Source organism: Achromobacter sp. ACM05, from assembly GCF_019218915.1.
GTDB lineage: Bacteria > Pseudomonadota > Gammaproteobacteria > Burkholderiales > Burkholderiaceae_B > Achromobacter > Achromobacter animicus.
In genome coordinates, this window is record NZ_JAHUWQ010000002.1 from 1,452,855 (window position 1) to 1,476,534 (window position 23,680).

Here is a 23,680-nt window from a genome sequence, read left to right on the forward strand (position 1 = left end):
GACCCAGCCGTCTCGTCAAGAGGTTTACTGCTTTGCGGCAGGTAGGGTTGCCAGATGCCGATCCAGGGCTGCGCCTGCACGGCGAGCCATATCCGCGTCCACGCGCTCGGCAAGCACCCGGGTGAGCTGTCGCAACTGGCCCGGCGTGATGCCGACGTTCATGCTGATGCGCATGTGCGCCTGCAGTTGCGACTCGGCGCCGGCCAGCGCCGACAGCATGCCCACGGTGGCCAGCTCGCGGCTCTGCCAGTCGAGGTTGTCGCGCTCGAAGATGTCGCCGAACAGGTGGGCGCGCAGGTATTCGTTCGCAGTGGGCGCGAAGTCAAACAGCGGCCCCCCGACAGGCCCGCCCGACAGCTTGGTCTGGTTGGCCGTGCCTGCGGCCAGTAGCGCCTCACCTTTCGGGATGGGCCGGCTGGGCTCGCGGCCCGGCGCATCCTGGATGCCGCGCTGCTTGCGCGCGTCGAGCACCTTCATCAGCTCGCCCAGCGCATTGAGGCTGCGCGGGAAGCCGGCATAGGCGTAAAGCTGCACCAGAATTTCTCGCGCGTCGCTGATCGTCATGCCGGCGTCCAGCCCCTGGTTCAGGGCGGCATTGAGCCTGGCCATGTCGCCCGCGGCGGCGAAAGCCGCGACGGGCACGATGGCCTGCTGGCGGGCATCGAGGGTGTCGGAAGCGCTGGGCGCGCTGGCGGGTGTCGGGTTCACGGGCTTGTTCTCCTGGGCATGGGCTACCGGGCTCATTGCAGCCAGGCCCAATGCGATGGCCAGCGCACCTGCGCACAGGCGCGCGCGTTGGTGCTCAGCGGGCGTTGTATTGCTCATCGGTGACTTTCTCCATCCAGGTGACGTTCTCGCCGTCCACCGTGCCGGTCACGGCCAGGTGGGTCATCGCCGTGTTCGGGCCGGCTCCATGCCAGTGCTTGACGCCGGGCGGACACCACACCACGTCGCCGGGGCGGATGACCTGCACGGGCTTGCCCCATTCCTGGGTGAGGCCGACGCCGGAGGTCACCACCAGCCGCTGCCCCGCAGGATGCGTATGCCAGGCCGAGCGCGCGCCCGGCTCGAAAGTGACCATGCCGCCGGACGCATTGATGTTCCTGTCGGCGGGCCAGACCGGATCGACGCGCACGCGGCCGGTGAAGAACTCGGCCGGACCGGCTGCCGAGGGCTGCTCGCCCGCGCGCGTGATCTGCTGCGCAGCAGTGGACGTGCTGGCCTGCGGCTCGGCGGCCAGGGCCAGGGTGGCGTTCAGCGCCGCCGCGCAAAGGGAGAGTCTGAGGAGCATGTGCATGGGTTTCCTTTCCTGATGTGAAGCCTCAGCCTTGCGGGGGCCCGGCGAGGTACTGCTCGTCCGTGACGTGCTCCATCCATTCGACGTTCTTGCCATCCAGTGCCTCCTGGATGGCGATGTGCGTCATGGCGGTGGTCGGCGAGGCGCCGTGCCAGTGCTTGTGCCCGGGCGGACACCAGATGACATCGCCCGCACGGATTTCGACGATGGGTTCGCCCTCGCACTGCGTCCAGCCGCAGCCGGCGGTCACGATCAAGGTCTGTCCCAGCGGGTGGGTGTGCCAGGCCGAGCGCGCGCCCGGCTCGAAGGTGACGGCGGCACACGACACGCGAGCCGGCGCGGGGGGGTTGTTCAGCGGGTCGATGCGGACGGTGCCGGTGAACCATTCGGCCGGCCCCCTGACGGACGGCTGCGATCCAGCGCGCTTGAGTTCCATGGTTGATCCTTTCGGTGTTCGGAAAGTGGTTGAGGCAGGTGCCGTTTCAGCCGCCCGATAACGCGCACCACCCAGGGCTCAGCGAGGGCATGCGCAGGCTCGGCCGGCGACCTGTCCAACAACGCTAGCGATCGCGAATTCAGATGCCAGGGTTGTCTACCCAAAACTTTAAAGGGACGTCGATTAGACGAGAAGACTGTAAAATCGGGATACGGTAGTGCATTGGATTCACCAATGGAAAAAGAGAACCTTAACGACCTGCAAGCCTTCGTGGCCGTGGCGCGGGAGCGCAGCTTCACCCGCGCTGCTGCCCAACTGGGGCTGTCCCGATCGGCGCTGAGCCACGCGATGCTCACCCTGGAAGCGCGGCTGGGCGTGCGGCTGCTGACGCGCACGACCCGTAGCGTGTCCACCACGGAGGCCGGCGCACGGCTGCTGGATGCGGTGGCCCCCAGGCTCGATGAGATCGAGTTGGAGCTTGAATCGCTCACTGCACTCCGCGACAAACCCGCCGGCACGGTGCGCATCACGGCCCACGACCATGCGATCACCACGGTGCTTTGGCCTCGGCTGCTCCCTCTGCTGAAGGACTACCCCGACGTCCACATCGAGTTCAGTGTGGACTATGCATTCACGGACATCGCGGCGCACCGCTTCGACGCTGGTGTCCGAGTGGGCGACCGGGTGGACAAGGACATGATCGCCGTGCCCATCGCGCCGGAACTGCGCATGGCCGTGGCGGCGTCTCCTGCCTACCTGGCAGGCAAGCCGCTGCCCGCCACCCCGCACGACCTCACCGGGCACCGCTGCATCAACCTGCGGCTGCCCACGCATGGTGGTCTGTATGCCTGGGATTTCGAGAAGGACGGCGAGGCAATCAACGTGCGCGTGGGCGGCCAGACCACGTTCAACAACACATTCCTGATGCTTCAGGCGGCACTGGACGGCATGGGTTTTGCCTTCGTGCCGCTCAACATCCTGCAGCCGCACATTGATGAGGGCCGGTTGGTACCGGTGCTGCAGGAGTGGTGGCCCACGTTTCCGGGCTACCACTTGTACTACGCGAATCGCAAGCAAATTTCCCCGGCGCTGGCCTTGGTGATTGAGGCATTGCGATGGCGCGAGACCGAAGCCGGCAATACAAACTAGCCGATTGATGGTCCTTGCTGTCGTCCCACTTCCCATGACAATTCACCGCCACGCACCGTCGCTGCGATCTGCTGGCCCAGTCGCTGCTCGATCAGCGGCTTCCACGGCACCAGGCTGAACCCCATGCCGTCATCGAGCATCGCATAGCGTCCGCTGGCGAGCATCACGCTGCGGCGGTAGATGCCGGCCACGCGCTGCCCATCAGCCAAGGGGTGATGTTCCAGGCCAGTTTTGGCGGCAATGTCCTTGGCGGCTTTCGCCAGCTCCCTATTGCGTAGCGTGCCCAGCAGGTTCCGGGCGAGGATCACGTGCTGCCCACGCCGCTCTGCCAGCCCCTGTTCGGCCAGGAAGTCGGCGCGGTGCTGCATTGCCTGCTTGGTTTCGCCGCCAAAGCCCAGGTCGCCCAGGCCCGAGCCGCTGCCGATCAACTGCTGGTCGAGCCAGGTGGCCCCGATCACGCGGGCCTGCCGCTCGATGGGCAGGTGCGATTTCAGCTCCACCGCCACGCCGCCGAGGCGTTGCGCGTCGTAGCGGCGGCCCTGCTCGGGCAGGTCGGTGGGCACCTTCCATAGCCCCTCGGCCACGCGCTCCACGATGCCCGCCCTGCGCAGGGCTTCGAGCCGGCGAACATGGGCGGTGACGACTTCCTGCGGATCGCGGCCCAGCACGGCCTGGCCCTGCGCGATGGCGAGGTGATGATCGGTGCGGTACAGGCCATCGCTCGCCAGCGCGGCGATGTTCTTGTCGGCTGCGCGCACGTCGGCCGATCCTTTCACCTCCACCACGGCGCCGGTCGGATAGTTCGCCAGTTCGTCGCGGGCGTTGAGCACAACATAGTGGGCTTTGCCGTCCACCCCGTCGATGACCAGATAGCCCCGGTCGCGCAGCTCGTCGGCCAGCCCCTTCGCGGCCACGCGGCCGAGGATGGTTCGGCCATCGTCGCCCGGCTCGAACACCGCCAACTCGCGCGGCTCGCCGCGCATGGCCCGCTGCATCGTGCGGATGATGTCGCCACGCTCGCCCAGGGCGCGCAGGGTCTTTTCCGCGTCGGTATGGACGGCCCAGGTGCCCGGCTGCATCTCGTCGGCCAGGCCCAGGCGCTGCAAGCGTTGCAGCCGGCCGATCAGCAGCAGGCGCTGGCGTTGCAGCCGAGGTTCGTCGAACCGTTCGATCTGCACCAGACCATCCTCGCCGGCCTCTCGTTGCAAGGTACGGTCGAGGCTCGTCCACCGCTCCTGCTCCACCTCGCGTTGCAAGGTCTGCTGGATCTCCAGCTCGGTGCGCGGCCCCAGCCATTCGGTCGCCAGCTCGGCCGCACGATGGCGGAAGCCATCGGCGATGTAGTCGCCCGCGATGATGAGGTCTTTTCCGGTGTCGTCGCGCCCGCGCACGACGATGTGCGTGTGCGGGTTGTCGGTGTTCCAGTGGTTGACGGCCACCCAATCGAGGCCCGTTCCCAGGTCGGCCTCCATCCGGCCCATCAGGTGCCGCGTGTAGGTGCGCAGGTCTTCCAGCTCGGCGCCATCCTCGGGCGAGAGGATGAAGCGGAAATGATGCCGGTCGTCGGCACAGCGTTCCTTGAAGGCGTCGAGGTCGGCGGCATTGGTTTGCGGCCCGTAGGCTTGGCCCGGTTCGCCATCGCGGCCTACGCCATCGCGCTCGATGTAGCGCAGGTGCTTGGCGAGCGACTGCGGGCTGGCTTGGCGCTGGTTGACCAGTAGCGTCTTGATGGTCACGCGCCGCGACATGGGCGTCAGCTTCGCCCCGGCGAAGCGCGCCGCCGTGTAGCCGCGACCCAGGCGCGAGCCGGGCCGCTGTCCCGTGCCCCTCCCGGAGCCGCTGGCAACGCCAGGACGACGCACTGACGACTTGCCGCTGCTGGCCTTGCCTGCCTGCTTGAGCACCTTGGAGACGAAGCCCTGGCCCTGGTTCTTCGGGGCGCTGGGACGGATTCGGAAATCGTCGTCGCGGCGGTCAGTCATGGCTGCGCTCTCCGAAAGCTGCGGCGTGTCCTGTCGTGCGAAGCACGCGGACATGCCCGTATCGGCGCGGGCTTCGCGCCCCACGCGGCACGGCGGCGAAGCCGCTCCGTGCCGCGCAACCCCCATGTGCAGACTGGCTTTCGACGCGGCCCGGTGCCGCGTCCTTTTGTCTTGCCTTCCGCCTTTGCCCTTCGCTGTCGCTCCGGGCAGCGGCGGCCCGGCGGCGCTGCTGCGCGAGCAGCCAGCGCGCCGGCGAACGCGCGAACCAGTGCGATGAAGCCGCAGGCCGGGCGCGTTCGAGGCAAGACGCCTGCACGTTGGACGGCTGCGCCGAAGGCAGCGCGAAGTGCGGCGCGAATGCACCCGCACTGCACGCGCGACGACACGGCGACGAACAGCAGAACGACACGCCCGATGGCACGATGAGATGCACGGCGACGTGCAGCGAATCGACGGCCTTCATGGGCGGGATTCCAGCCAGACCGGATGCGCGACGCCGATCAGGGCGGATGCGTGCAACGGGCCAAAGTAGCGACTGTCGAACGACGCCGGGTTGGTCACACTGAGCAGGAACAGTTCGCCGGATTCAAGGCGACGGCACTGCTGCCAGGATGGCAGCGGCCGACCCCAGCGGTCGGCAGGCAGCACGGCGGCCGAAGGCACGCCGTCGATGCGGACAACGCGGCCAGTGATGCACACCTCCTGCGGCGCGACGGCGCCCACGCGCTTGAGTAGTGGCACGCGCGCCGGCAGGTAGCCGCGCTGCGCGGCCAGCACGGCGGCGTCTGGCGGCAGCGCGGTCAGGACGATGCTGCCCACGGACAAAGGACGTGGCAGCGAGGCGGTGCCGTGGCCCAGCGGATCGACGCGATACCAGCCGACCGCCACGCTGTCGGACGGGTTGTAGATCAGGCGCGGCAGCGGATGCACGAAGGACGCCCAGGCCAGCGCAGCGAGGCCGCAGGCGGACAGGCCCGCCAGTACGAGGCGAGCGTGCAGGCGTGAGCGAGGACGCGGCGCGGGGCCGGCAGTCGAAACGGCGGTCATGGCAGCGCCCTCCCGATGAGCCAGGCCGCGTGCCGATCGGCGGTGTATTCGGGCAGCGGCAAGCGCGCAGCGAGCCGGTTGGCGAGCGTGCGCCAGTACGCGGGCGAGACGCCGACAGGCGTAATGCCCAGCGCCTCGATGGCGTCGATGCGCTCCAGCACGGCGCGCACCTGGTTCTCGCCCTCGGCGTGCAGCAGCAGGCGCGCGCCCGGCTGCACGCCGGGGATGCGCTGCGCCGCATCGAGCGGCGTGCAAGCCTGCATCACCATGAGCTGCCAGCGGATCGTTCCGTAGTCGTTGGCCTGCCAGCGGATGCGGCAGAACATGGCGCCCGGCAGGAACACCGCGCAGCGCCGCCAGCGGTCGAGCTGGTGCGTGCGCGCGGGTTCGCCGAAGCGCAAGTAGAGCTTGAAGCGGGGTTCGATGTAGGCCAGCGCCACGCGCGTCAGCGGCGCGCTGGCAGGCTGGCCGGAAGGTGCTGCGAGCGCGGCCGTGGCCGCGCCAGCGGAAGGCGAAGCGGGTGCGGTCATGGGGTGTTCTCCCTGCGGTGTTCTGGAAACTCCCGCTCCAGCAGGCCGCGCAGCAGGTCGGCCACAGTCACGCCCTGTGTGAAGGCCGATACCTTGATACGCGCCCGCATCGCGGGCGTGATGTCGAGGGTCAGGCGAGCCGTGTAGAGGTCGCCTTTGTTCAGCGCATCGGCGTCGCCTTGGCGAATCCACGCCTCGGCGTGCGGATTCGCCGGCGGACGCGCGCCGATGCCGACGCGCTTTGCGCGAGGTAGCGGCTTCGCTGTCATGGCGTCCACCGCAACAGCTCGTCGACCAGCGCGGTGATTTCGCGTGTGGCGGCGCTGTCCGGCGCCGTCTCGCGTGCAAGCCGGCCAGCGGCCACGCTGTCGGCGAACACGATGCGCTGATGCACTTCCGCGCGCAGTGCTGGAAGCGGCTGGTCGGCGAGCGCCTGGCGCGCTTCGCGCCCGATCACGGTGGTACTGACGCGCCGGTTGATGACGAAGGCCGCGCGCAGCGCAGGCCGAAAGACTTGCGCCTCGCGGATCAGCGCCACCATCTCGGCGCTGGCCCACAGGTCGTAGGGGCTGGGCTGCACGGGGATCAGCACGCGCTCGGCAGCCAGCAGCGCGGAGCGCGCCAAGGCGGCAATGCGCGGCGGGCCGTCGATGACGATGTGATCGGCCCGCCTGGCGAGTTCTGGCGCCTCTTGGTGCAGCGTTTCGCGTGCAAGGCCCACGGCGCTGAACAGCCGTGGCAAGCCTTGCTGGCTTCTGCGCTGTGTCCAGTCCAGCGATGAACCTTGCGGGTCGGCGTCCAGCAGCACGACGTGCTGGCCGCGCATCGCCAGCTCGCCGGCGATGTGCGTGGCGAGCGTGGTCTTGCCCACGCCGCCTTTCTGGTTGAGCAGAGCAACGATCATGGCGCGGCCCTCCGTGTTGGAAAGCCGGGCTTTTGCTGCTGCGCTTGTGGCCGCGTGGTGGTTGTCCACCGCAGCGGCGCTTCCCTACTAAAAGTTAGAGAAATGAAGTTAGGGAAGTTAGAGCGCGCGCAAACCCAATGCTGGCGCGGGTTTGCGGACGATCGGCACGCCTGATAGCACGATAGTCCCACGCCTGATAGCACGATACCTCGCACGCCTGATAGCACGACACCATTCACAGGTTTTCCCGAAGTTATCCCCGTGCCGTCTGCGGCACGGGCCGGAACGTCAGCAGTTCCATGCCGTTGTCGGGCATCCGCTCGATGCCCAGGACGTAACCGGGCAGCGACTGCCGCGCGACGAGCGCGCGCAGATCGCAGGCGAAGTCGTAGGGCTTCGCGGTGCTGCCGGATTTCTGGTGCAGGTAGCGGAAGTCGAACTGCCAGCCGTATGCCTGCTTGCCGCCGTGCTTGCGCACCAGTCGGTACAGCCACCGCTCGATGCCGCCGGTCAGCCGGAAGTACGCCGGGTCGATGGTCAGCACCAGGGCGGCGTCGAGCACGCCGGCATAGAACCAGTCCGGGAGGATCAACTCGATGCCCAACGGCGTGCCATTGGCATCGGCCAGTTCCTTCCATTCGTTGATCCACGAGAAGCGGTGCAGGCGCCGCCCGGTCGTCTCGCGGATGGACGTGGCCACCGTGGTTGATTGCAGCCGGTCGAGCGCGGCCTTGAGGCGCTGGTAGTCGCGCAGCGACTTGCCGCGCCCGATGAAGCGCAGGATCTCGTAGGGCGTGGCGCGCATCAGCCGCGACGGCCGCAGGCCCGCGTCCTTCGCCTCCACGATCTGCGAGGCCGCCCATATCAGCACGTCCGCATCCCAAATCGTGGCGATGCCGTGCTCGGCCGTGCCTTCCACGCGGATCGTCACGTTGCCCGCACGGAAATCGATGGGTTTGACCCGCTTCGACTTGCCGAGCGAGAAGAATGGATAGGCCATCAAATCCTGGCTGTCGCGCGGCGCCATGTCGCCGGGCAAGGCGCGGAACAGGTCGAGCTGTTCGCGCTCCTGCAACGGCCGCTGCCGGGACGGCAGGGCGGTGCTGGACATGGCGATGGCCTGCCGCGCGCCGCCGATCAGCGCGCACGGCTGTCGGCCGAGTGGTGCTCGGCGTATTCGGGATCGGAAGTCGTCTCGAAACTGCGGTCGGCGGCCCAGGCATCGAGGTCGGCCACGGCGTACATGACGCGGCGGCCGAACTTGCGAAAGCGTGGGCCGCCGCCGATCACGCGCTGCTTTTCCAGCGTGCGCGGCGACAGCCGCAGGTACTCGGCGGCTTCGTCGTTGGTGAGATAGCGTTGGGGCTGCGCGGCAGCGGTCGAGACAGCGGCGGCAGGCCGCAAGGGAGCGGGACGCATGGTGTGAACCTCCATCGGTTGAAAGCGCCCGGCCACACAGCGCGACCGGATGGAGGCAGTCTCAAGAAGCGAGGGGTTTTCGATCAGGGCCGTTTTGCGTCCACATCAAAACGACCCTTCTCAAGCGGCGGAAGCTGTGCTAGGTGGCGATAGCCGCCGCGCATCAGCGCATCGCCGCGCCGCACCAGGCGGCGCACCTTCGAGCGCAGGCCGCCGTCGCTGTACCAATCGGCCACAGCGTCGGCACCGAACAGTCCTTCGCCCACATCGCGCAAGGACGCGCCCGCGAGGGTCGCGTCGAGCGCCTGCAAGGTGTGCAGTTCCAGCAGCGCGGAAGGTGTTGGCCTGGGCGTGGTGGCAGCGAAGGTCGCGCCGCGTGCATGACCGCGCACAGGCGCGGCAGTGCCGCTCCGTTGGGCATAGGCCACGGCCATGCCGTCTTCCAGCCCGGGCGCCAGCGCAAAGCGCAGGCAATGGCCTGGGCTGCGCGCGATCAGCGCCAGCTTCTTGCCGTCGTGGAACAGTTGCTTGTGGCCGGGGATGCGCCAGAACGCGAAGGCGGTGGCATCCTGCGGCGGATCAGCGTCGGGGTAGAGCTGCACCACGGCGGCATGACCAGGCAGCCAGGCCGGATGCGCGTCACGCGCATCCAGCATCGGATCTTCCAGCAGGCGCAAGCCCCAGCGATGCGCTGCTTCAGGCCGGCGATGACGGCGCAGCCAGTCGAGCCGGTAGTCGGGATGCCTGCGCAGGTACTCCCAAGCGAGCGCGAGCGCATCCAGCCAAAAGACATACAGGTATGCGGCAGTCGGATACCAATGCGCGAGGTGATGAGGATTGACCATGACGTCTCCTCCTGCGAACAGGACTCGCCGCCACTGAAGAACTACGCGCTACATCGCCCTCGTCGGAACGTCATGGGTTAAAAAGGCGGATGGGGCTGTCAAGACCGATTGGCTCCGATGTGTTGCGGTATTCGTCTCAATGCTGCGGCGGCAGCGCCCCGACCGGGGACACTGCACAAGCCAGCCTGCCGCAACCCGCGCCAAGCATCCTGTCTATTTAGGTCAGACTGGTGGGGCTACGCCGCAAGAATCTCGATTGAGACTTACCCGGTATGACACCAGACTGAAAAAGTCACAGTAGGCCGTATTCAGTCCGGGATCGCTCCGTCGCGCTCGGCCAGCCGGGTGTACTCCGACAGCGTGCGCGTGGGGCGGAAATAGAGGTCGCGCATCACGGGCTGCCGGCGCGGCCCGACGATGCCGGCCAGCTCGGACAGCTTGACGGTTCCTTGCGCCGGTATTCCGATTCCCAGGTCGATGAGGCCCCAAGCGGTGTCGCCATCGGCGGGATCGAGTGCGGCCAGCAGCCAGGTCACATGCGCGTCTGGCGTGAACAGCCGCACCACGGGCACCGGGTCGATGGCCTGGCCAGCGGCACGAGCCTCGCCGTTGGCGAGCAGTTGCGCGCGCTCCGGGACGGTGGCGAGTGGCTGGGGCATGGTCGGCAATCCCACAAATCCAATGATGCACGGATGCGGTTTCACGTTGAAGCGCAGAACCGCCAAACCGGATTTACGCCTTCGTGCGCAAGCACGGATGCGCTTGCGTGGCTTTGCTGGAACCCGCCGATGCGGATTTCCGTAAAGGCACAAAAACGTAGAACACCAAATGAACACTATAGATTGTAGTCCTATAGGGCGCAATGGGCTGTCATCTTGGTTTTTCGAGGGAAACCATAGGTGGCGGCTGGGAACTCATTGGCGAAGGCGTTGAAGACAGTTAGAAAGGCGCGTGGCTTGAGCCAGGAAGCCTTCTCTGACGTGTCCAGTCGCACCTATATGAGCACCCTCGAACGCGACTTGAAAAGCCCGACCCTGCATAAGCTGGCCGAGCTGTGCGAGGTGATGGAGATCCACCCGCTCACGCTGCTGACGCTGGCCTACGCGGGCGACAGCCCGCAGAAGGCCGACGAGCTGCTGGCGCAGGTGCGCCAGGAGCTGGAGGCGGTGTTGAAGGAACGCGATGCGGCAAAGCCGCGCGCGTGACGCGGTGATGTGCTGCGATCAGCAGCACAGCGCCCCGCCGCGATGGGCGGGGCGCTGCGGCGGTCACGCCGCCTGGGGCTTGCTGCGCGACCAGATCAGGTCGTGCGTGCCATCCTCGCCTTCGATCAGGCGGGCATAGACCGGAGCCGGAAACGAAGGATCGTCGAGGGTCACGGACTTGTATTCCCGCCCGGCCTCGCTGGTCTTGTTCCACGCCGCGCCGATGTCGTGGCCGGCGGCCTGGAGGCGGAAGTCAGGGGCGTTCTCGCTGTTGCCCTTGTCGTTGGGAACCAGCTTGACCTTGACGTTGAGCGTCAGGGTGCGAATCGTGCCGGTGAAGCCGTCTTTGTCTGCGGTGAAGGTGCCGATGTTGGCCATGATGCTTTCTCCTTTCGGTTGAACAAGGTTCGCGCCCATCGCGTCCTTGTTGTAATCCGGCCGGCGGGGGACGGGCTGGCTGCACCGCTTGCGGTCGAAACGCAGTGGAGAGCCGGGAGGCGAAAAGAATTTGCTGCGCGAGGAAGCCGCGCAGCGGCGGGGAAATTGTTTTCGCCGGACGGTTGCAGCCATGAAGCCCGGGGCGCAGCCACGCCCCCGCCAGGATTCACAACGAGACAAGGACGCCTTGGGCCGAACCGCTCCGAAAGGAGATCGGGCCAACTCGGCATCCCCGCCCGAAGGCTTCTCCGGCTCGCCCGCTGACGCGGGCCAGGTCAACCATCCGACGACAAGTGAGAACGTCCCCGCCGCACCTTGCGGCGCCGGTCTTGAGGCATGGCGTGGAAGCTCCATAGCGATGCCGGGCGGGTGTCCGTGAACCGTCCTTCGTGACGTGATGGGCAGGAACCGCCAGCGTTGAGGACGGCACGCACCTGCACAACCTGCCGCAGCGAGCGCCAGCGTGTTCGCCAGCGCCCCGTCCACCGCGGCGGGGCGCTGGCCGGGCCGATCCGGCGCAGCCGGTTCGGCTGCATCGAGGGGCGCCAAGCGTCGCGCGGCGGGGATAGCCCGCGGGGCTTTCCCCTGGAGGCAAGCGCAGCGCGCAGCGCCGCAGGCGCGAAGGCGTGAGGGATTGAAGCCGAATGGCCGTGACAGCGAAGTCGGCACGGGGCGCAGCCCGAAAGCCCGGCGGCGCTGTGCGCCGACACGCCCAGGCCGTTCCAGATTTCCAAACAGGAAACGCGGACATGCCTCTGATGAAATGGGCGCGGCCTACGCTGCGGGCTATGCACTCGGCAAGCTGAAAACTGCTGGTGATTCCTGCGCACTGCGGGCGCTTCGGCTTGCAGTCCCATGCGGGCCTGCTATTGCCGGGCGGGAAGCCCGGTCACGTCAACGCCGCCGCCTGAACTGCCGTGATGGCGGCGGCGTTCTGATTCGGCTGTTGGCCTTGAACACCGGGCGCGGCCACTGCCGCGCCCGGATTTTGCGTCCACCGCGCCCAGGTCGGAACGGCCTGGGCGCGGTGCTGAACGCGGTTATTCCTTCGTCTCGATGAGCCACCACACGGCACGCGGCAAGGCGTGGCCCGTGATGTGATGAATGTCGGTGAGGTCGGCGCGGGCCGTCCAGCCCGAGGGCGGGCGGTAGCCGCGCACGTCGCCTGCGCCGTGCCAGCGGCGGGCGCGTACCGTGCCGGGAGCGTAGATCGTCGCCATGCGCGGGCGGTTGGTGGTGGTGCGGGTCATGGGGGCTTCTCCTTAGAGCGAAGCGCCCCGGTGGAGGCCGGGGCGCTTGCCTTCGGCGCGGGTCAAGCGGCCAGCGCCTCGGCGGGTTCATCCACCATTGCTTCGGCATCCTCCGGGGCGTCCTGCTCCGGGCCTGCCTCTTGCGCGGCATCCTGCGGGCCTGCGGCCTTGAAGATGGCGGGCATCCAGCCCGTACCATCGGCCAGCCGCTCGGCTTCGCTGGCAATGTCGGCCTTCTTCAACTTCGCCAGCCGGTTGACCTGCTCGGGTGCGTACTCGCCCACGGCATCCAGAATCACGGCCTTGGAAACGTGCTTGAAGTAGCCTTCTGCGGTCGGCTTCCACCATGCGGCCATGTCGAGGCCCACGGCTTGCGCCAGTTCCTCGCCGGGCTGGTGCGCCGTGGCGCGAGGCGTCACCACGTCCACCGTGGAAGCCACGCACACGGCCAGCAGCCGCACCAGCTCGTCTTGCGGCTTCGCCAGCAGCGCGGCGAACAGTTCGGCGCTGTCCTCCGGCAAGGCTTCACCGGCCACCTGTTGCAGTTCGCGCAGCGCCACGGCGGCGGGAGATTCCGGCCAGTCCGGGGCCATGCCTTCCAGCCGATCTTGCGCCATGAGGCGCACGCCGAGCGGCAGGCCGTCGCCGTAGGCGTCGGGCTGCAAGACGGTCTGCGCCATGCTATGCACCAGCGCGGCCAGCGCGACGTGCGGATGCCGGGCGACTTCGATTTGCAGCGCCGCCGTGCGGTGGGCGCTCAACCGCTGCGCCAGCCGGTCGGACAGGCTGGCGGCCTTGGGCGCGTCGTCGGCTTCCTCGTGCTCGTCGTTCGCGGCTTCGCCTTCGGCGCTGCCGAAACCGCGCCGCAGCTTTTCCAGCGTGCGCAGCGCCTTGGCCTCGGCTTCGCGCAGCAGGCCGCGATGAATGACGGCCTCCCCGTTGCGGTCGATGGTGACGATGGCACCGGCCACCTCGCGCACCTCGGGGGCATAGCCTTGTAAGGCGTCCTCCGCGTCTTGCAGTTCCCCGACCACCTGATCGCGCCGCTGTTCCAGCTTCTCGGCCTTGTCCTCGTCCTCGGCGTCGCAGGCTTCTTCCAGTTCGGCGTCGATCTTTTCGAGGCGGGTTTCCAGCGAGGCGATGCGGCGGGCCTCGCGGGTGGTCGGCTCGCGGCGATGGCGCGGGGCGTTCTGGAACGCTTGCCGTTCCTCGTAGGCCAGATGTGGCACGGCCTCCACACATGCCCAGCCCTCGGCGCGCACGTCCTCGGTCAGCGTTGCCAGCTTGTCGCGCACCAGCGTTTCCAGCACTGCGGTATCGGTGAGGTAGGTTCCGGCATCGCCTTCTGCGAACAGGTCGCGGCGGACGCCGCCGCCTGCCTGCCGGTAGGTGTCCAGCCCGACGAAGCGCACCAGCGCGTGCGTGGCGTCGATTTCGCGTTCGGTCAGGCGCTCGCGCAGCTTGGACGGGCTGCGCTGCCATTCCGGCGCACCATAGAACGCGGCTTCCTGCGCGGCGTGGTCATCGGTGATGGTCAAGGCCATCAACTGTTCCAGCGTCACGCCACCGGCCCGGTAGTCGGCCATCAGGCGCGGCGAGACGTTCGCCAGCTTCAAGCGGCGCTGCACCACCAGCGGGGACACGCCGAAGTCGGCGGCAATGTCTTCGACGGGCCGGCCTTCCTTGACCAGCGCGGCGAAGGCCGCGAACTGGTCGGCGGGGTGCATGTTCTCGCGCTGCACGTTCTCCGCGAGGCTGACGGTGCGGGCGGAAGCATCGGCCACCAGCAGGCACGGCACTTCGTAGTCGGCAGGGATGCGCTTCTTCTTCGCCAGCAGCTTCAAGGCGGTCAGGCGGCGGTCGCCTGCCACCACCTCGTAAGCCTCGCCATCTGCGGAAAGGATGACGATCAGGTTTTGCAGCAGGCCGATGCGGGCAATGCTCGCGGCCAGTTCGGGGATGGACTGGCGCGGGGTCGTGCGGACGTTGCGCTTGGAGCGGCGCGGCAACAGTTGCGACAGCGGAACCAAGATCAGGTTCTTGGTCGGGTCGGCCACTTCCAGCGGTGCGGCGGCTTCGATGGCGACGGTTTCGGTTTTGAGTACGGCGTTCATGGTGATAACTCCTTGCGGTTGGGATGCAGCAGCGAGAGAAGCGGCAAGGGCTGCTGCCTGCCCCTGCCGCGTGGGGATTCAGGCTTTCAACTGGCGCAGGCCATCGGCCAGCAGCCACAGGGCGCGATTGAGGCGCACGCTTTGGTCGATGCCCTGCACGGGCCGGGTGGTCTGGCGGCGGCCATTTGCGGCGCGGGCGGACAGGCCGCCTTTGGTCAAGTTCTCCTGCGTGCGGTTGAACACGCTCCACAGGTCGCGGCGGTCGTCGTCATGGCGGCGCGGCATCAGGATTTGCGATTCCGTGATGGGCGCGGGCTTGTCCTCGTCGTACTTCAACGCCAGCGCAGCGCGGGCGAACACTTCCGATTCCCCGGCGTCCAGCGTGATGGCGCGCATGGCATCGCGGGATTCCTGCGCCCGGTCGAAGCCGTGCAGGACTTCGTAAGCGCCTTCGATCACATGCGCCGCCACGTCGCCCTTGTGCGGCACGCGCACGTCGGCCACGGTGTCGCCGCAGACAAGGCCATTGCTGCAAACGAAGCGGAACATCCCGGCCAGCATCTGATAGCTGCTGGTGCCGTCATGGGAGTTCAGCAGGATGATTTCGTTGGCCTCGCGGCCGTTGATCTGGCTGGCGTGGCGCAGCCGGATCATGTGCTTGGTGTAGTCGCGGCGGTCGTCGTTGCGCACGCGGGTTTGCGTCACCATGAAAGGCTCGAAGCCTTCCCCGCGCAGTTCTTGCAGCACGGTCGCGGTGGGGATGTAGCTGTACCGCTCGGAGCGGCTTTCGTGCGGCGCGTCCGCGAAGATGGACGGGGCCACGGCCCGGATTTGGTCGTCGGACAAGGGACGTTCCGAACGCAGCACCGGGGAACGGGAAGCGAAGCGGGATGCGAGTTGCATGGCATTTCTCCTGACAAAGAAAAAAGGGTTTGCTGTTCACCGCACACCGGATTCCTAGATTCGGAAGCCCAGCCTTTCGGCTGTTCGGTGCGGTCGGCACGAGGAACCCGGTTGGCCCTGTTGCCACCGTCTTTCCTGAGTTCATCGCCCGCGACGGTCAGGAGCGCGCGGACGGGGGTCGTCAAGGAGGCAAGCGCAGGGTTGGTGCGGCCCGCAGCGAAGCGAGGACACGGCCCTGCGCGCCTTGACGGCACACGGGCGCGGGCTACAGTCGCGGTCAAGGTGATGAAGTCAGGGGAGACGGCTGGACAAGGCAACGGCCGCCCCTATGTGCAGACCGCACGCAAGCGAAGCGCGCAGGCCCGGACCAAGCAATCCGGGCCGTAGGCGTCAGTGATGGAAGCCCAAAGGGGCGAGACGCCGCAGGTGGCTCGATGCGCAGCACGACAGCGCGCCCGGCCACAACTCCTGGCCGGGGACGCACGATTGGAGGCATCGCCGTACTATCCCGACATGCCGGAGAAGACCACCATCCACAAAGACGATCCTCTGGAGCAGATGCTCCAACGCTCAGACGCCTTGCACGCACGGCTGGATGCACTGCTCGGCGATGCCGAATTCGACGGCTCACCCCGTGGCGAAGCGGCCCTAGGCATGTGCATGGTCGCTATGGAACACGCGATCGCATTGCGCACGCTGATGGCACTGCGGTTGCCCACCTCGGCCGTCAGTCTCATGCGGCTGCAGTTCGAGGCGCTGACGCGGGCGATGTGGCTGCTCTACGCCGCCAGCGATACAGCGATCGACAAGCTGCTGGCCCCTCTGACGCTGCAGAGTGAACAAGCCGCCAAGAATCTTCCCGGTGCCAGCGAAATGATCGAGCAGATCGGCAGGCGGGCCGGACAAGGTGTGCCGCCTGCCGCACACCAAATGCTGTCGCACTTCAAGGATGTGTCCTGGCACGCCATGAACTCATTCGTGCATGGCGGCATCCATCCGCTGCGGCGCAACGCCGAAGGATTCCCCGTCCATTTAGCGCTGCAGGTGCTGCGCAACTCGAACGGCCTGAGCACTATGACCGGCATGACGATGGCGGTTCTCACCGGCGACGAGGCCGTGGCCAAGCCGCTGAGCAAGATCCAACCGGCCTTCGCCGACTGCCTGCCGGCTTTGCTCAAACCATGAAAGGGGCATGACGCGCCGGGTACCTGAGAGCCAGTCGGTCGACCAAGACTCGGGTACCGACAAGGCCGCCTTGGTTAAATACGCTGCAAAGCGTCTTCAACAGCAGGGACGGAGCATGAGTTCACCCCAGACCACGAACCCGCAGCAAGCCTGCGAGGCCATCCTCATCGAAGGAAAGCGCTACAACATCGAGCATGGCATCCTGCCCAGCGAGAACGCCGTCGCCGACCGTCTGCTCGCCCGCGGCATCGAGTTGAGGGAGGCCTACGGCGAGTTGTACGAGAAGTTGCACCAGCGCCCACCGACACTCAAGGTCTTCTTGGACCTTCTGCTGAGCACGGCGGCGTTCTGGAGCCCAGAGAAGATCGCCCAGGCGCGCGTGGGGCGGGACGAACTGGCCAACGTCAACCGGCAGATCGCGCGAAAGGCCGAGGAACTGGCGCAGCTGCTGGAGCGACGTACCGATCTGAACAACACATCAGGCTTCAGCAGCGAAACGCACTACCACGTTTGCGATGTGATTGAAGCGGCATCCGAGCACAACTACTTGTTCAACTCCTGGGTCAAGGATCGCCTGGATGCCCTTCGCGGCCAGTTCGACCTGAAATACTGGCCGTCGCTGGACCAGTTCGTTCGGCTGCTGGCCGCTGATGCGGAGAACGCCGGCATGGAGGCCACAGACCCTTTGACCGCAGCGGCCACCATGGTGTCGCGTCCATCCCGGGCCGACTTCTTCAAGGCTCTGTTCGCCGCCATCGAGGAAAACAGCGCACGCAACTACGGGCTGCTACCCAAGGGTTTCAAGCCCACCGACGGCACGTTGGCCTCTTTGGCGAACTGCGCATTGGATCTTGGACCGGACGAACTGGCCGACAGCACCTATGTGAAGCGCCTCCGACAGCGCGAACGCAACGGCGGCAAGTGACAACGCGCCGACCATCGGCAACGCGCAAATCACCCTAGCGGCGCAGCAAAAAGGGGGCCGAAGCCCCCTACTTCACAGCCAGCCGCGTTCGGCGAAAGCCATCGTCTTGTCGCCTGCGACGATGACATGATCCAGTGTACGCACGTCGATCAGCACCAGCGCCTGCTTGAGCCGCTGGGTTAGGGCTCGATCGGCAGCGCTCGGATCTGGATTCCCGCTCGGATGGTTGTGCGCGAAGATCACCGCCGCCGCGTTGTGCTGCAGTGCTTCCTTGACCACCTCGCGCGGATGCACCTCGGCGCCGTCGATCGTTCCACGGAACATCTCGACGTACTCGATCAACCGATGGCGCGCATCGAGAAACAGGACCGCGAAGACCTCATGATCGAAGCCCGCCAGCTTGGTGCGCAGGTATTCCTTGACCGTCTCCGGCGAACTGAACTCGGCACCACGCCGCATCTTCTGGTCGATGACCCGACGCGCAGCGTCCAGAATCTGGTCGGCCGACGCCGGCAGATAGCGGCCACGGCCGTCACGCACCAGCAGCGATGCATCGGAAGAGAGGGAAAACTGCGACATGATCGTGCTCCGGTTGCTCGGGCGGAATTGCCCGGAACCGGCGCCAGCACGGCGCAGCGCAAGCCGTCAGGGGGCGAAGCCGGCCGCCAGGACGCCAGCGCGCAACGCGCGCGCCGCCCTTGAAGGCGAGAACGCCGTGATACGGTGAAGGAAACAGCAAGACCGCCCTTCCCTCCCACGCGCACAGGACCAGCAAGCGAAGCGCGCAGCAGGCCCGCGAGGATCGAAGGTGTCGAGGGTCAAAGCCGGATGGCCGCGACTTTGCACGAGACCTGGGTGCGGCCCGCGAACCCGACCGCGAAATGCGGGACACCCAACAGGGCTGAGTCCGGCAGCCGCAGGAAGGCCATCTTTCACTGCTCAGTAAAAATTGCTGTTTTGCCAAATTTACGGTAGGGTGCCCATATTTATTGAACAGTAAACGAGCCACGACTGCCCAAATGCTTGAGTCCAGCCTGACCGAACAACAGTTAATTGCGCGCTTCCTTGACGCCCTGCGGGAGCTTCCGGAGGTGGAGGCTAGCCTCGACCGTTGGGAGCCCACCGGCGCGCACGACCGTGGGTACGATGCTCAGGTTGATCTGCATGTCGCCGGCAGGTCCTTCGTCCTGCTGCTTGAAGCCAAGAAGGCCGTCTTTCCCCGGGATGTCCGCCAGGTGATCTGGCAGCTTCAGGCCGCGAGCCACGGGAAGCCTGCTGGGCACGGGGAAAAGCCTTTGCCGTTGCTCGTGGCCGAGTCCATCTCCCCTGGCGCGAAGGAACTGCTCAGAAGCGAGCGCGTTGGCTACTACGACAGCGGCGGCAGCCTGTACCTGCCTGCGCCCGGTGCATACCTCTATATAGACAAACCGCCCCCCAAAGCCCTGACAAAGTCGGTGCGCACGCTGTTTAGCGGTCGACGCGCCCAAGTGCTTCATGCTCTGTTGGTCGAGCATCAGAGTTGGTTCGGCGTCACCGAGCTGGCACAGCAGGCTATGGTTTCGCCTGCCACCGCCTCGCAGGTACTGACCGAGCTAGAACGCTTCGACTGGCTGGAGTCGCGTGGGAAAGGCCCAAGCAAGGAGCGCCACCTTCGCGAGCCGGCGGCCTTGCTGGACGCCTGGGCCAAGCAACTCGCCACCATTCGCCCGCCAGCCCTGCGCCGATACTACGTGCCAGGCACAAAGGCCGACACGCTGGCGGCGCGGATCGGCCGTGCCTTCGACGCGCACGACGTCCAGTACGAGGTCAGCCACGAGGCCGCCGCGCAACGCTATGCGCCGTTCCTTTCCAACGTCTCCCAGGTGCGCGTGCGGGTACTGATCGGGGCGAACGCCGATGCCGCGATCGGCGACTTGGATGCACGTGTCGTCAACGAAGGCGCTAACTTGGGCGTCGTCGAAGCCAAGTCTCCGGGTGAGCTGTTGTTTCGCGAGCAGATGGATGGCCTATGGCTGGCTAGCTCAATCCAAATCTATCTCGATCTGCTGCGCGGCGAAGGCCGCTCCAAGGAGATGGCCGAGCACTTCCGCAAAGAAAGGATCGGCTTCTGATGGCCAAGCCCGCAACGCTCGACGGTTATAGCGACCAGTACACGGTGGACTGCGAACGTGTCCTCGTGACGCTGCTGCGCGGTCTCGGGCCGTGGAAGGATTCGGTCTACCTGGTCGGTGGACTCACACCACGGTATCTCGTCGCCGCGCGGCCGCCTATGGTTCCGGCGCACGCAGGCACGCTGGACGTGGACATCGTGATCGACCTGCAAATCCTGGCCGACACCGAGGCGTATCACACGCTGGAGGACAACCTCAAGAAGATGGGCTTCGAGCGCGCCGAGAACGAAGCTGGGAAAAAACTCTCGTGGCGTTGGCAGACCCGCACCGAACATGGTGCGCTGATGGTCCTGGAACTACTGGCGGACGCCCCCGATCTCGCCGGCGGCAAGGTACAGCCCCTGCCGACCGAGGGGACGATCTCGGCCCTGAACATCCCGCATTCATCGATCGTCTTCGACCTGCATCAGGTCACCGAAATCCAGGCGGAGCTGCTGGGCGGCAACGGCGTCGCCACCGAGAAGATCAAGCATGCCAATCTCGTCAGCTTCACCTGCCTGAAGTCTTTCGCGTTCGACCAGCGATTCGAGCGTAAAGACGCGCACGATCTGATCTATTGCATCGAGCACGCGCCCGAAGGCATGGACGCCGTGGCCGAACACTTCCGCAAAGAACGAGCTGGCAAGCATGGCGCCGTCATCGAGGCCTCGCTGGCGATCCTGCGTAGCCGTTTCACCAACGACGAGAAGACGGAGGGCTATCGCAAGGATGGCCCCGTGTCGGTTGCCAAGTTCGAGCTGGGCGAAGGCGATGATCCCGAGCAACGCGAAGTGCGGGCATTGCGGCAGCGTCAAGCCAGCGACGTGATCGAACAACTCCTTGCGCGAATCGGATAAGGGGGACATGCATGGCGATCAAAGCAATCTTCGTAGGCATCAACAAGCATCTCGATAGCTCCATACCCGAATTGAGCGGAGCGCGCCGTGACGCGACAGCGTTGTGGGCGTTGTTCACCGATACGATCGAAGGCCTGAGTGCACGTCTGCTGGTAGACGAAGCCGCAACGCACACGGAAGTTTCAAGCGCCATGCTCGGCACCTTGGCTGCAGCGAGCACGGACGACGTGGTGGTCATCGCGTTCGCTGGGCATGGCTCTCCAGACGGCAACTTGGTGCTGTTCGACACGAACGCGAGTGACCTCGCAGGAACGGCCCTCTCGATGGCCGGTTTGGCGGATGCCTTCAAGGCAACGAAGGCCCGTGCCGTCCTGTGTATCCTTGACTGCTGCTTCAGCGGTCAAGCGCCGGCGCGCGTGCTGGAGACGGCAGCTCGCCCGCGCAGTGCGTTCGCGCTCACTGGCATTTACGGTGAGGGACGCATCCTCTTAGCCGCCTGCGCAACCAACGAATCCGCATGGGAGCAACCGGGCACTGGGCACGGGCTACTCACGCATGCGGTGATCGAGGCCCTGACCGGTGACGCCGGCGAATCTGTCAGCTTCCCCGAGATCGCGGGCGAGATCATCCGACTGGCACGGGTAGAGGCCGAGCGCATCAGCGTCACGCAAACGCCTGTGTTCCTGGGCAATGTTCAGGGCGGTCTGACGTTCCCGGTTCTCAAGCGCGGCGACAACTACGCCGCGGCCTTTCCCGCCAGAGCCGTGCAGCAGATGTCCGGATCGTTCGCGGAGTTTTCCGCGCACGGCTTTCCGCCCGAGATCGTCGAGCGATGGTCAGCAGACTTTCCGCAAGGCCTCAACACACTGCAGCTCAAGGCAGTCAACGAGTTCGGCGTACTCAGCGGCAATTCCTTGTTGGTCGTTGCGCCGACGAGTTCAGGCAAGACGATGGTCGGCGAGGTGGCGGCGATTCAGGCAGTCACCGCCGGCAAGAAGGCGGCGTTCCTCTTGCCCTATCGCGCGCTGGTCAACGAAAAATTCGAGGAGTTCACCGAGCGCTATGCGGCGGCAGGACTGCGCGTAGCCCGCTGCAGTGGCGATGCCACTGACGGCATTGGGCCCGTGCTGGCTGGGCGCTATGACCTGGGCTTTTTCACCTACGAGACCTTTCTTAACCTCGCCCTCGGCTCACCACGGCTTCTGACCCAGCTCGGTCTGGTTGTGCTAGACGAGGGGCAGTTCATCACCGACCCGCAGCGCGGCATCACGGTCGAACTGATCTTCTCGCTGCTCTTGCGGGCACGCCAGCGGGGTATCGAGCCACAGCTCGTGATCCTGTCGGCGGTCATCGGCAATCTGAACAGCTTCGACCGCTGGCTCGGCGTTCCGCTCCTACTGTCGCGCGAGCGGCCCGTGCCGTTGGTCGAAGGCGTGCTCGACCGCCGCGGAACATTCCAGTACGTCGATGCCGATGGAAGCACGAAGACCGAGGCCTTGCTGCCTTCGCATCGCATCGTGCAGCGCCGGGACAAACCCAGTTCCCAAGACGTGATCGTGCCTCTTGCACAGCAACTGGTGGGACAGGGCGAGAAACTGCTGATCTTTCGCAACATGCGTGGCCCAGCCCAAGGTTGCGCGAAGTATCTCGCCAAGGAACTGGGTCTGCCACCAGCAACCGCTGTCCTCGACGTTCTGCCGACCCAGGATCTGACGGGCGCCTCACAGGACTTGCGGGAGTGCCTAAGCGGGGGCACCGCGTTTCACAACACCAACTTGCTGCGGGCGGAGCGTGAGGCCGTTGAGAGAGGGTATCGCAGCGCCACGGGTGGCATTCACGCGCTGGTTGCCACAACAACTCTGGCGGCCGGCATCAACACGCCAGCATCGACGGTCGTGCTCGCGGAGAACGAGTTCGTCGGTGAAGACGGCCGGCAATTTACCGTGGCCGAGTACAAGAATATGGCGGGTCGTGCCGGACGGCTGGGCTTCAACGAGATTGGCAAGGCAATCATCTTGGCGGAAACGCCAATGGAACGTGCGCAGCTTTTTCAGCGCTACGTGCTGGGCGTGCCTGAGGACGTGAAGTCCTCCTTTCAGCAACGCGACCTGCCGACATGGACGTTGCGCTTGCTTAGCCAGGTGCGCGGCGTTCGCGCCAATGAGATTCCGGGGTTGCTGGTCAACACGTTCGGAGGATATTCGGCGTCGCGCGCGAATCCGCAATGGGTCGCGATGGTGGAGCGGGACGTAACCACGCTGGTTGATCGCCTCCTGCAGGCGGGACTGGCCGAGCGCGAAGGCGATCTCATTCACTTGACACTGCTCGGGCGCGCCTGCGGCTCCTCGTCCTTGTCGTTCGAGTCGAGCTTGCGCCTGGTCGAGTTGATGGGACACCTGAACGTAGCGCTGACGCCGCCCGGCCACATCCTCGCGATGGTGCAGGTGTTGGATGAACTGGACGCCATCTACACGCCAGTCATGAAGAAAGGCCAATCGGAGAGCGTGCGCGCCGGCGAGGCATCGCAGCGCTTCGGGCATCAGATGCCTCAAATGCTGCAGCGGTATTGCCGCGACCAGATCGAGTTCTGGGCTCGCTGCAAGCGCGCGGCGCTGCTTCATGACTGGATCGAGGGAACGCCCGTTGACGTGCTGGAGAAGCGCTACTCCACCACGCCATTTGGCGGGGCCATCGGCTACGGAAACATCATCGGCATTGCCGATGCGACGCGCTTTCACTTGCGCTCCGCGCATCAGATTCTCGCAACGCTCTTCCCTGATCAACCTGATTTCCTCAAGGGCTTGGACGAGATTCTTCAGCGGCTCGAATTCGGGCTGCCCTCCGCGGCCCTGCCCCTCATGAAGGTTTCGGTGCGGCTGACACGCGGCCAATGCCTGGAATTGCTGTCCATCGGTGTTCGCAACGAAGATGACCTGAAAAATCTGGACGAAGACCGGCTTCGCCGCTGCGTGGGGGCAGGCACAGCCACACTATTGCGCCCGAGGAGTGATGCGGCTGGCGTTGCTGGATGAACGGGGAAGAGA

Annotated in this window: 25 protein-coding genes; 7 read left to right on the plus strand and 18 right to left on the minus strand. The window is 66.1% G+C overall.

Annotated features, from left to right (window positions below; translation table 11 throughout):
* Positions 1 to 24: 24 nt before the first annotated feature.
* The 3 genes from KW836_RS17555 to KW836_RS17565 are packed head-to-tail and all read right to left on the minus strand — an operon-like array spanning position 25 to position 1,733.
* Positions 25 to 825 carry a carboxymuconolactone decarboxylase family protein gene (locus KW836_RS17555; protein ID WP_081049888.1) on the minus strand — a complete coding sequence of 267 codons (801 nt, stop codon included), beginning with the start codon at positions 823 to 825 and terminating at the stop codon, positions 25 to 27.
* Positions 803 to 1,297, minus strand: a complete 495-nt coding sequence (locus KW836_RS17560) for a cupin domain-containing protein (protein ID WP_081049889.1) — start codon at positions 1,295 to 1,297, stop codon at positions 803 to 805. Before KW836_RS17560 ends, KW836_RS17555 begins: the two co-directional genes overlap by 23 nt.
* A 25-nt stretch (positions 1,298 to 1,322) precedes the next feature.
* The gene (locus KW836_RS17565) at positions 1,323 to 1,733 is read right to left on the minus strand and encodes a cupin domain-containing protein (RefSeq protein WP_110140719.1); all 411 of its coding nucleotides are present in this window, start codon (positions 1,731 to 1,733) and stop codon (positions 1,323 to 1,325) included.
* A 234-nt stretch (positions 1,734 to 1,967) separates the two neighbouring features.
* Here KW836_RS17565 and KW836_RS17570 point away from each other — a divergent pair, with 234 nt between their 5' ends.
* Positions 1,968 to 2,882, plus strand: a complete 915-nt coding sequence (locus KW836_RS17570; RefSeq protein ID WP_110140721.1) for a LysR family transcriptional regulator — start codon at positions 1,968 to 1,970, stop codon at positions 2,880 to 2,882.
* Here KW836_RS17570 and KW836_RS17575 read toward each other — a convergent pair.
* The 10 genes from KW836_RS17575 to KW836_RS17620 all read right to left on the minus strand — a co-directional run bounded on the left by KW836_RS17575 (position 2,879) and on the right by KW836_RS17620 (position 10,268).
* The gene (locus tag KW836_RS17575) at positions 2,879 to 4,864 is read right to left on the minus strand and encodes a relaxase/mobilization nuclease and DUF3363 domain-containing protein (RefSeq protein ID WP_110140723.1); all 1,986 of its coding nucleotides are present in this window, start codon (positions 4,862 to 4,864) and stop codon (positions 2,879 to 2,881) included. The two genes, KW836_RS17570 and KW836_RS17575, sit on opposite strands and share 4 nt — an antisense overlap.
* On the minus strand, positions 4,857 to 5,327 hold the full coding sequence (locus KW836_RS17580) for a hypothetical protein (protein ID WP_232827060.1): 471 nt from the start codon (positions 5,325 to 5,327) through the stop codon (positions 4,857 to 4,859). Before KW836_RS17580 ends, KW836_RS17575 begins: the two co-directional genes overlap by 8 nt.
* Entirely contained in the window at positions 5,324 to 5,911 is a 588-nt protein-coding gene (locus KW836_RS17585; RefSeq protein WP_110140725.1) for a S26 family signal peptidase, read from the minus strand. Before KW836_RS17585 ends, KW836_RS17580 begins: the two co-directional genes overlap by 4 nt.
* Positions 5,908 to 6,441: a DUF2840 domain-containing protein gene (locus KW836_RS17590; protein WP_110140727.1), complete on the minus strand. Its 534-nt coding sequence runs from the start codon at positions 6,439 to 6,441 to the stop codon at positions 5,908 to 5,910. Before KW836_RS17590 ends, KW836_RS17585 begins: the two co-directional genes overlap by 4 nt.
* Positions 6,438 to 6,710 (minus strand): chromosome partitioning protein ParB, encoded by a 273-nt coding sequence (locus tag KW836_RS17595; RefSeq protein ID WP_110140729.1) that lies wholly within the window; start codon positions 6,708 to 6,710, stop codon positions 6,438 to 6,440. Before KW836_RS17595 ends, KW836_RS17590 begins: the two co-directional genes overlap by 4 nt.
* Positions 6,707 to 7,345, minus strand: a complete 639-nt coding sequence (gene parA, locus KW836_RS17600; RefSeq protein ID WP_110140731.1) for a ParA family partition ATPase — start codon at positions 7,343 to 7,345, stop codon at positions 6,707 to 6,709. The genes KW836_RS17595 and parA overlap by 4 nt, the downstream gene beginning before the upstream one ends.
* A 253-nt stretch (positions 7,346 to 7,598) precedes the next feature.
* A complete protein-coding gene (locus KW836_RS17605) occupies positions 7,599 to 8,456 on the minus strand; it encodes a replication initiator protein A (RefSeq protein ID WP_110140735.1) in 858 nt (285 codons plus the stop codon).
* A gap of 26 nt (positions 8,457 to 8,482) precedes the next feature.
* The gene (locus KW836_RS17610) at positions 8,483 to 8,764 is read right to left on the minus strand and encodes an AlpA family transcriptional regulator (protein WP_013721771.1); all 282 of its coding nucleotides are present in this window, start codon (positions 8,762 to 8,764) and stop codon (positions 8,483 to 8,485) included.
* 83 nt (positions 8,765 to 8,847) lie between these two features.
* Positions 8,848 to 9,609: a DUF2285 domain-containing protein gene (locus KW836_RS17615; RefSeq protein WP_110140737.1), complete on the minus strand. Its 762-nt coding sequence runs from the start codon at positions 9,607 to 9,609 to the stop codon at positions 8,848 to 8,850.
* A gap of 308 nt (positions 9,610 to 9,917) precedes the next feature.
* Positions 9,918 to 10,268 (minus strand): DUF2958 domain-containing protein, encoded by a 351-nt coding sequence (locus tag KW836_RS17620; RefSeq protein ID WP_110140928.1) that lies wholly within the window; start codon positions 10,266 to 10,268, stop codon positions 9,918 to 9,920.
* Positions 10,269 to 10,508: 240 nt separating this feature from the next.
* Between KW836_RS17620 and KW836_RS17625 the strand changes: the two genes are divergently transcribed.
* Positions 10,509 to 10,814: a helix-turn-helix domain-containing protein gene (locus KW836_RS17625; RefSeq protein ID WP_110140739.1), complete on the plus strand. Its 306-nt coding sequence runs from the start codon at positions 10,509 to 10,511 to the stop codon at positions 10,812 to 10,814.
* Between the two features lie 63 nt (positions 10,815 to 10,877).
* On the opposite strand, the gene KW836_RS17630 is transcribed toward KW836_RS17625, so the two are convergent.
* From KW836_RS17630 to KW836_RS17645, 4 genes are all read right to left on the minus strand, one after another.
* Complete coding sequence (locus KW836_RS17630; RefSeq protein ID WP_110140741.1) at positions 10,878 to 11,192, minus strand: DUF736 domain-containing protein; 315 nt, start codon at positions 11,190 to 11,192, stop codon at positions 10,878 to 10,880.
* A gap of 1,100 nt (positions 11,193 to 12,292) precedes the next feature.
* Positions 12,293 to 12,502, minus strand: coding sequence for a hypothetical protein (locus tag KW836_RS17635; protein WP_110140744.1), 210 nt, complete (start codon positions 12,500 to 12,502; stop codon positions 12,293 to 12,295).
* A 62-nt stretch (positions 12,503 to 12,564) separates the two neighbouring features.
* On the minus strand, positions 12,565 to 14,616 hold the full coding sequence (locus KW836_RS17640; RefSeq protein ID WP_110140746.1) for a ParB/RepB/Spo0J family partition protein: 2,052 nt from the start codon (positions 14,614 to 14,616) through the stop codon (positions 12,565 to 12,567).
* 78 nt (positions 14,617 to 14,694) lie between these two features.
* The gene (locus KW836_RS17645) at positions 14,695 to 15,519 is read right to left on the minus strand and encodes a DUF932 domain-containing protein (protein ID WP_110140749.1); all 825 of its coding nucleotides are present in this window, start codon (positions 15,517 to 15,519) and stop codon (positions 14,695 to 14,697) included.
* A 513-nt stretch (positions 15,520 to 16,032) separates the two neighbouring features.
* On the opposite strand from KW836_RS17645, the gene KW836_RS17650 reads away from it, so the two are divergent.
* Together KW836_RS17650 and KW836_RS17655 are read left to right on the plus strand one after the other, a co-directional pair.
* On the plus strand, positions 16,033 to 16,704 hold the full coding sequence (locus KW836_RS17650) for a hypothetical protein (RefSeq protein WP_088375412.1): 672 nt from the start codon (positions 16,033 to 16,035) through the stop codon (positions 16,702 to 16,704).
* Positions 16,705 to 16,819: 115 nt separating this feature from the next.
* A complete protein-coding gene (locus KW836_RS17655) occupies positions 16,820 to 17,629 on the plus strand; it encodes a hypothetical protein (protein ID WP_110140751.1) in 810 nt (269 codons plus the stop codon).
* A gap of 72 nt (positions 17,630 to 17,701) precedes the next feature.
* On the opposite strand, the gene radC is transcribed toward KW836_RS17655, so the two are convergent.
* Positions 17,702 to 18,208 carry a DNA repair protein RadC gene (radC, locus tag KW836_RS17660; protein WP_088375410.1) on the minus strand — a complete coding sequence of 169 codons (507 nt, stop codon included), beginning with the start codon at positions 18,206 to 18,208 and terminating at the stop codon, positions 17,702 to 17,704.
* 440 nt (positions 18,209 to 18,648) lie between these two features.
* Between radC and KW836_RS17665 the strand changes: the two genes are divergently transcribed.
* Genes KW836_RS17665 through KW836_RS17675 form a run of 3 tightly spaced genes read left to right on the plus strand, consistent with a single transcriptional unit; the run spans position 18,649 to position 23,668 of the window.
* Positions 18,649 to 19,740 carry a hypothetical protein gene (locus KW836_RS17665; protein ID WP_110140754.1) on the plus strand — a complete coding sequence of 364 codons (1,092 nt, stop codon included), beginning with the start codon at positions 18,649 to 18,651 and terminating at the stop codon, positions 19,738 to 19,740.
* Positions 19,740 to 20,636: an antitoxin gene (locus KW836_RS17670; RefSeq protein ID WP_110140756.1), complete on the plus strand. Its 897-nt coding sequence runs from the start codon at positions 19,740 to 19,742 to the stop codon at positions 20,634 to 20,636. The genes KW836_RS17665 and KW836_RS17670 overlap by 1 nt, the downstream gene beginning before the upstream one ends.
* A gap of 11 nt (positions 20,637 to 20,647) precedes the next feature.
* Complete coding sequence (locus KW836_RS17675) at positions 20,648 to 23,668, plus strand: DEAD/DEAH box helicase (protein ID WP_110140758.1); 3,021 nt, start codon at positions 20,648 to 20,650, stop codon at positions 23,666 to 23,668.
* The last annotated feature ends 12 nt before the right edge of the window (positions 23,669 to 23,680 follow it).

Excerpts from the sequence above, each read along its gene's own strand:
- KW836_RS17620 (WP_110140928.1), bottom strand. The coding sequence starts at position 10,268 with ATGCCCCAGCCACTCGCCACCGTCCCGGAGCGCGCGCAACTGCTCGCC.
- KW836_RS17570 (WP_110140721.1), top strand. The coding sequence starts at position 1,968 with ATGGAAAAAGAGAACCTTAACGACCTGCAAGCCTTCGTGGCCGTGGCG.
- KW836_RS17585 (WP_110140725.1), bottom strand. The coding sequence starts at position 5,911 with ATGACCGCCGTTTCGACTGCCGGCCCCGCGCCGCGTCCTCGCTCACGC.
- radC (WP_088375410.1), bottom strand. The coding sequence starts at position 18,208 with ATGTCGCAGTTTTCCCTCTCTTCCGATGCATCGCTGCTGGTGCGTGAC.
- KW836_RS17575 (WP_110140723.1), bottom strand. The coding sequence starts at position 4,864 with ATGACTGACCGCCGCGACGACGATTTCCGAATCCGTCCCAGCGCCCCG.
- KW836_RS17655 (WP_110140751.1), top strand. The coding sequence starts at position 16,820 with ATGAGTTCACCCCAGACCACGAACCCGCAGCAAGCCTGCGAGGCCATC.
- KW836_RS17675 (WP_110140758.1), top strand. The coding sequence starts at position 20,648 with ATGGCGATCAAAGCAATCTTCGTAGGCATCAACAAGCATCTCGATAGC.
- KW836_RS17630 (WP_110140741.1), bottom strand. The coding sequence starts at position 11,192 with ATGGCCAACATCGGCACCTTCACCGCAGACAAAGACGGCTTCACCGGC.
- KW836_RS17555 (WP_081049888.1), bottom strand. The coding sequence starts at position 825 with ATGAGCAATACAACGCCCGCTGAGCACCAACGCGCGCGCCTGTGCGCA.
- KW836_RS17645 (WP_110140749.1), bottom strand. The coding sequence starts at position 15,519 with ATGCAACTCGCATCCCGCTTCGCTTCCCGTTCCCCGGTGCTGCGTTCG.
- KW836_RS17595 (WP_110140729.1), bottom strand. The coding sequence starts at position 6,710 with ATGACAGCGAAGCCGCTACCTCGCGCAAAGCGCGTCGGCATCGGCGCG.
- KW836_RS17560 (WP_081049889.1), bottom strand. The coding sequence starts at position 1,297 with ATGCACATGCTCCTCAGACTCTCCCTTTGCGCGGCGGCGCTGAACGCC.
- KW836_RS17650 (WP_088375412.1), top strand. The coding sequence starts at position 16,033 with ATGCCGGAGAAGACCACCATCCACAAAGACGATCCTCTGGAGCAGATG.
- parA (WP_110140731.1), bottom strand. The coding sequence starts at position 7,345 with ATGATCGTTGCTCTGCTCAACCAGAAAGGCGGCGTGGGCAAGACCACG.
- KW836_RS17590 (WP_110140727.1), bottom strand. The coding sequence starts at position 6,441 with ATGACCGCACCCGCTTCGCCTTCCGCTGGCGCGGCCACGGCCGCGCTC.
- KW836_RS17610 (WP_013721771.1), bottom strand. The coding sequence starts at position 8,764 with ATGCGTCCCGCTCCCTTGCGGCCTGCCGCCGCTGTCTCGACCGCTGCC.
- KW836_RS17565 (WP_110140719.1), bottom strand. The coding sequence starts at position 1,733 with ATGGAACTCAAGCGCGCTGGATCGCAGCCGTCCGTCAGGGGGCCGGCC.
- KW836_RS17635 (WP_110140744.1), bottom strand. The coding sequence starts at position 12,502 with ATGACCCGCACCACCACCAACCGCCCGCGCATGGCGACGATCTACGCT.
- KW836_RS17605 (WP_110140735.1), bottom strand. The coding sequence starts at position 8,456 with ATGTCCAGCACCGCCCTGCCGTCCCGGCAGCGGCCGTTGCAGGAGCGC.
- KW836_RS17580 (WP_232827060.1), bottom strand. The coding sequence starts at position 5,327 with ATGAAGGCCGTCGATTCGCTGCACGTCGCCGTGCATCTCATCGTGCCA.
- KW836_RS17665 (WP_110140754.1), top strand. The coding sequence starts at position 18,649 with ATGCTTGAGTCCAGCCTGACCGAACAACAGTTAATTGCGCGCTTCCTT.
- KW836_RS17670 (WP_110140756.1), top strand. The coding sequence starts at position 19,740 with ATGGCCAAGCCCGCAACGCTCGACGGTTATAGCGACCAGTACACGGTG.
- KW836_RS17640 (WP_110140746.1), bottom strand. The coding sequence starts at position 14,616 with ATGAACGCCGTACTCAAAACCGAAACCGTCGCCATCGAAGCCGCCGCA.
- KW836_RS17615 (WP_110140737.1), bottom strand. The coding sequence starts at position 9,609 with ATGGTCAATCCTCATCACCTCGCGCATTGGTATCCGACTGCCGCATAC.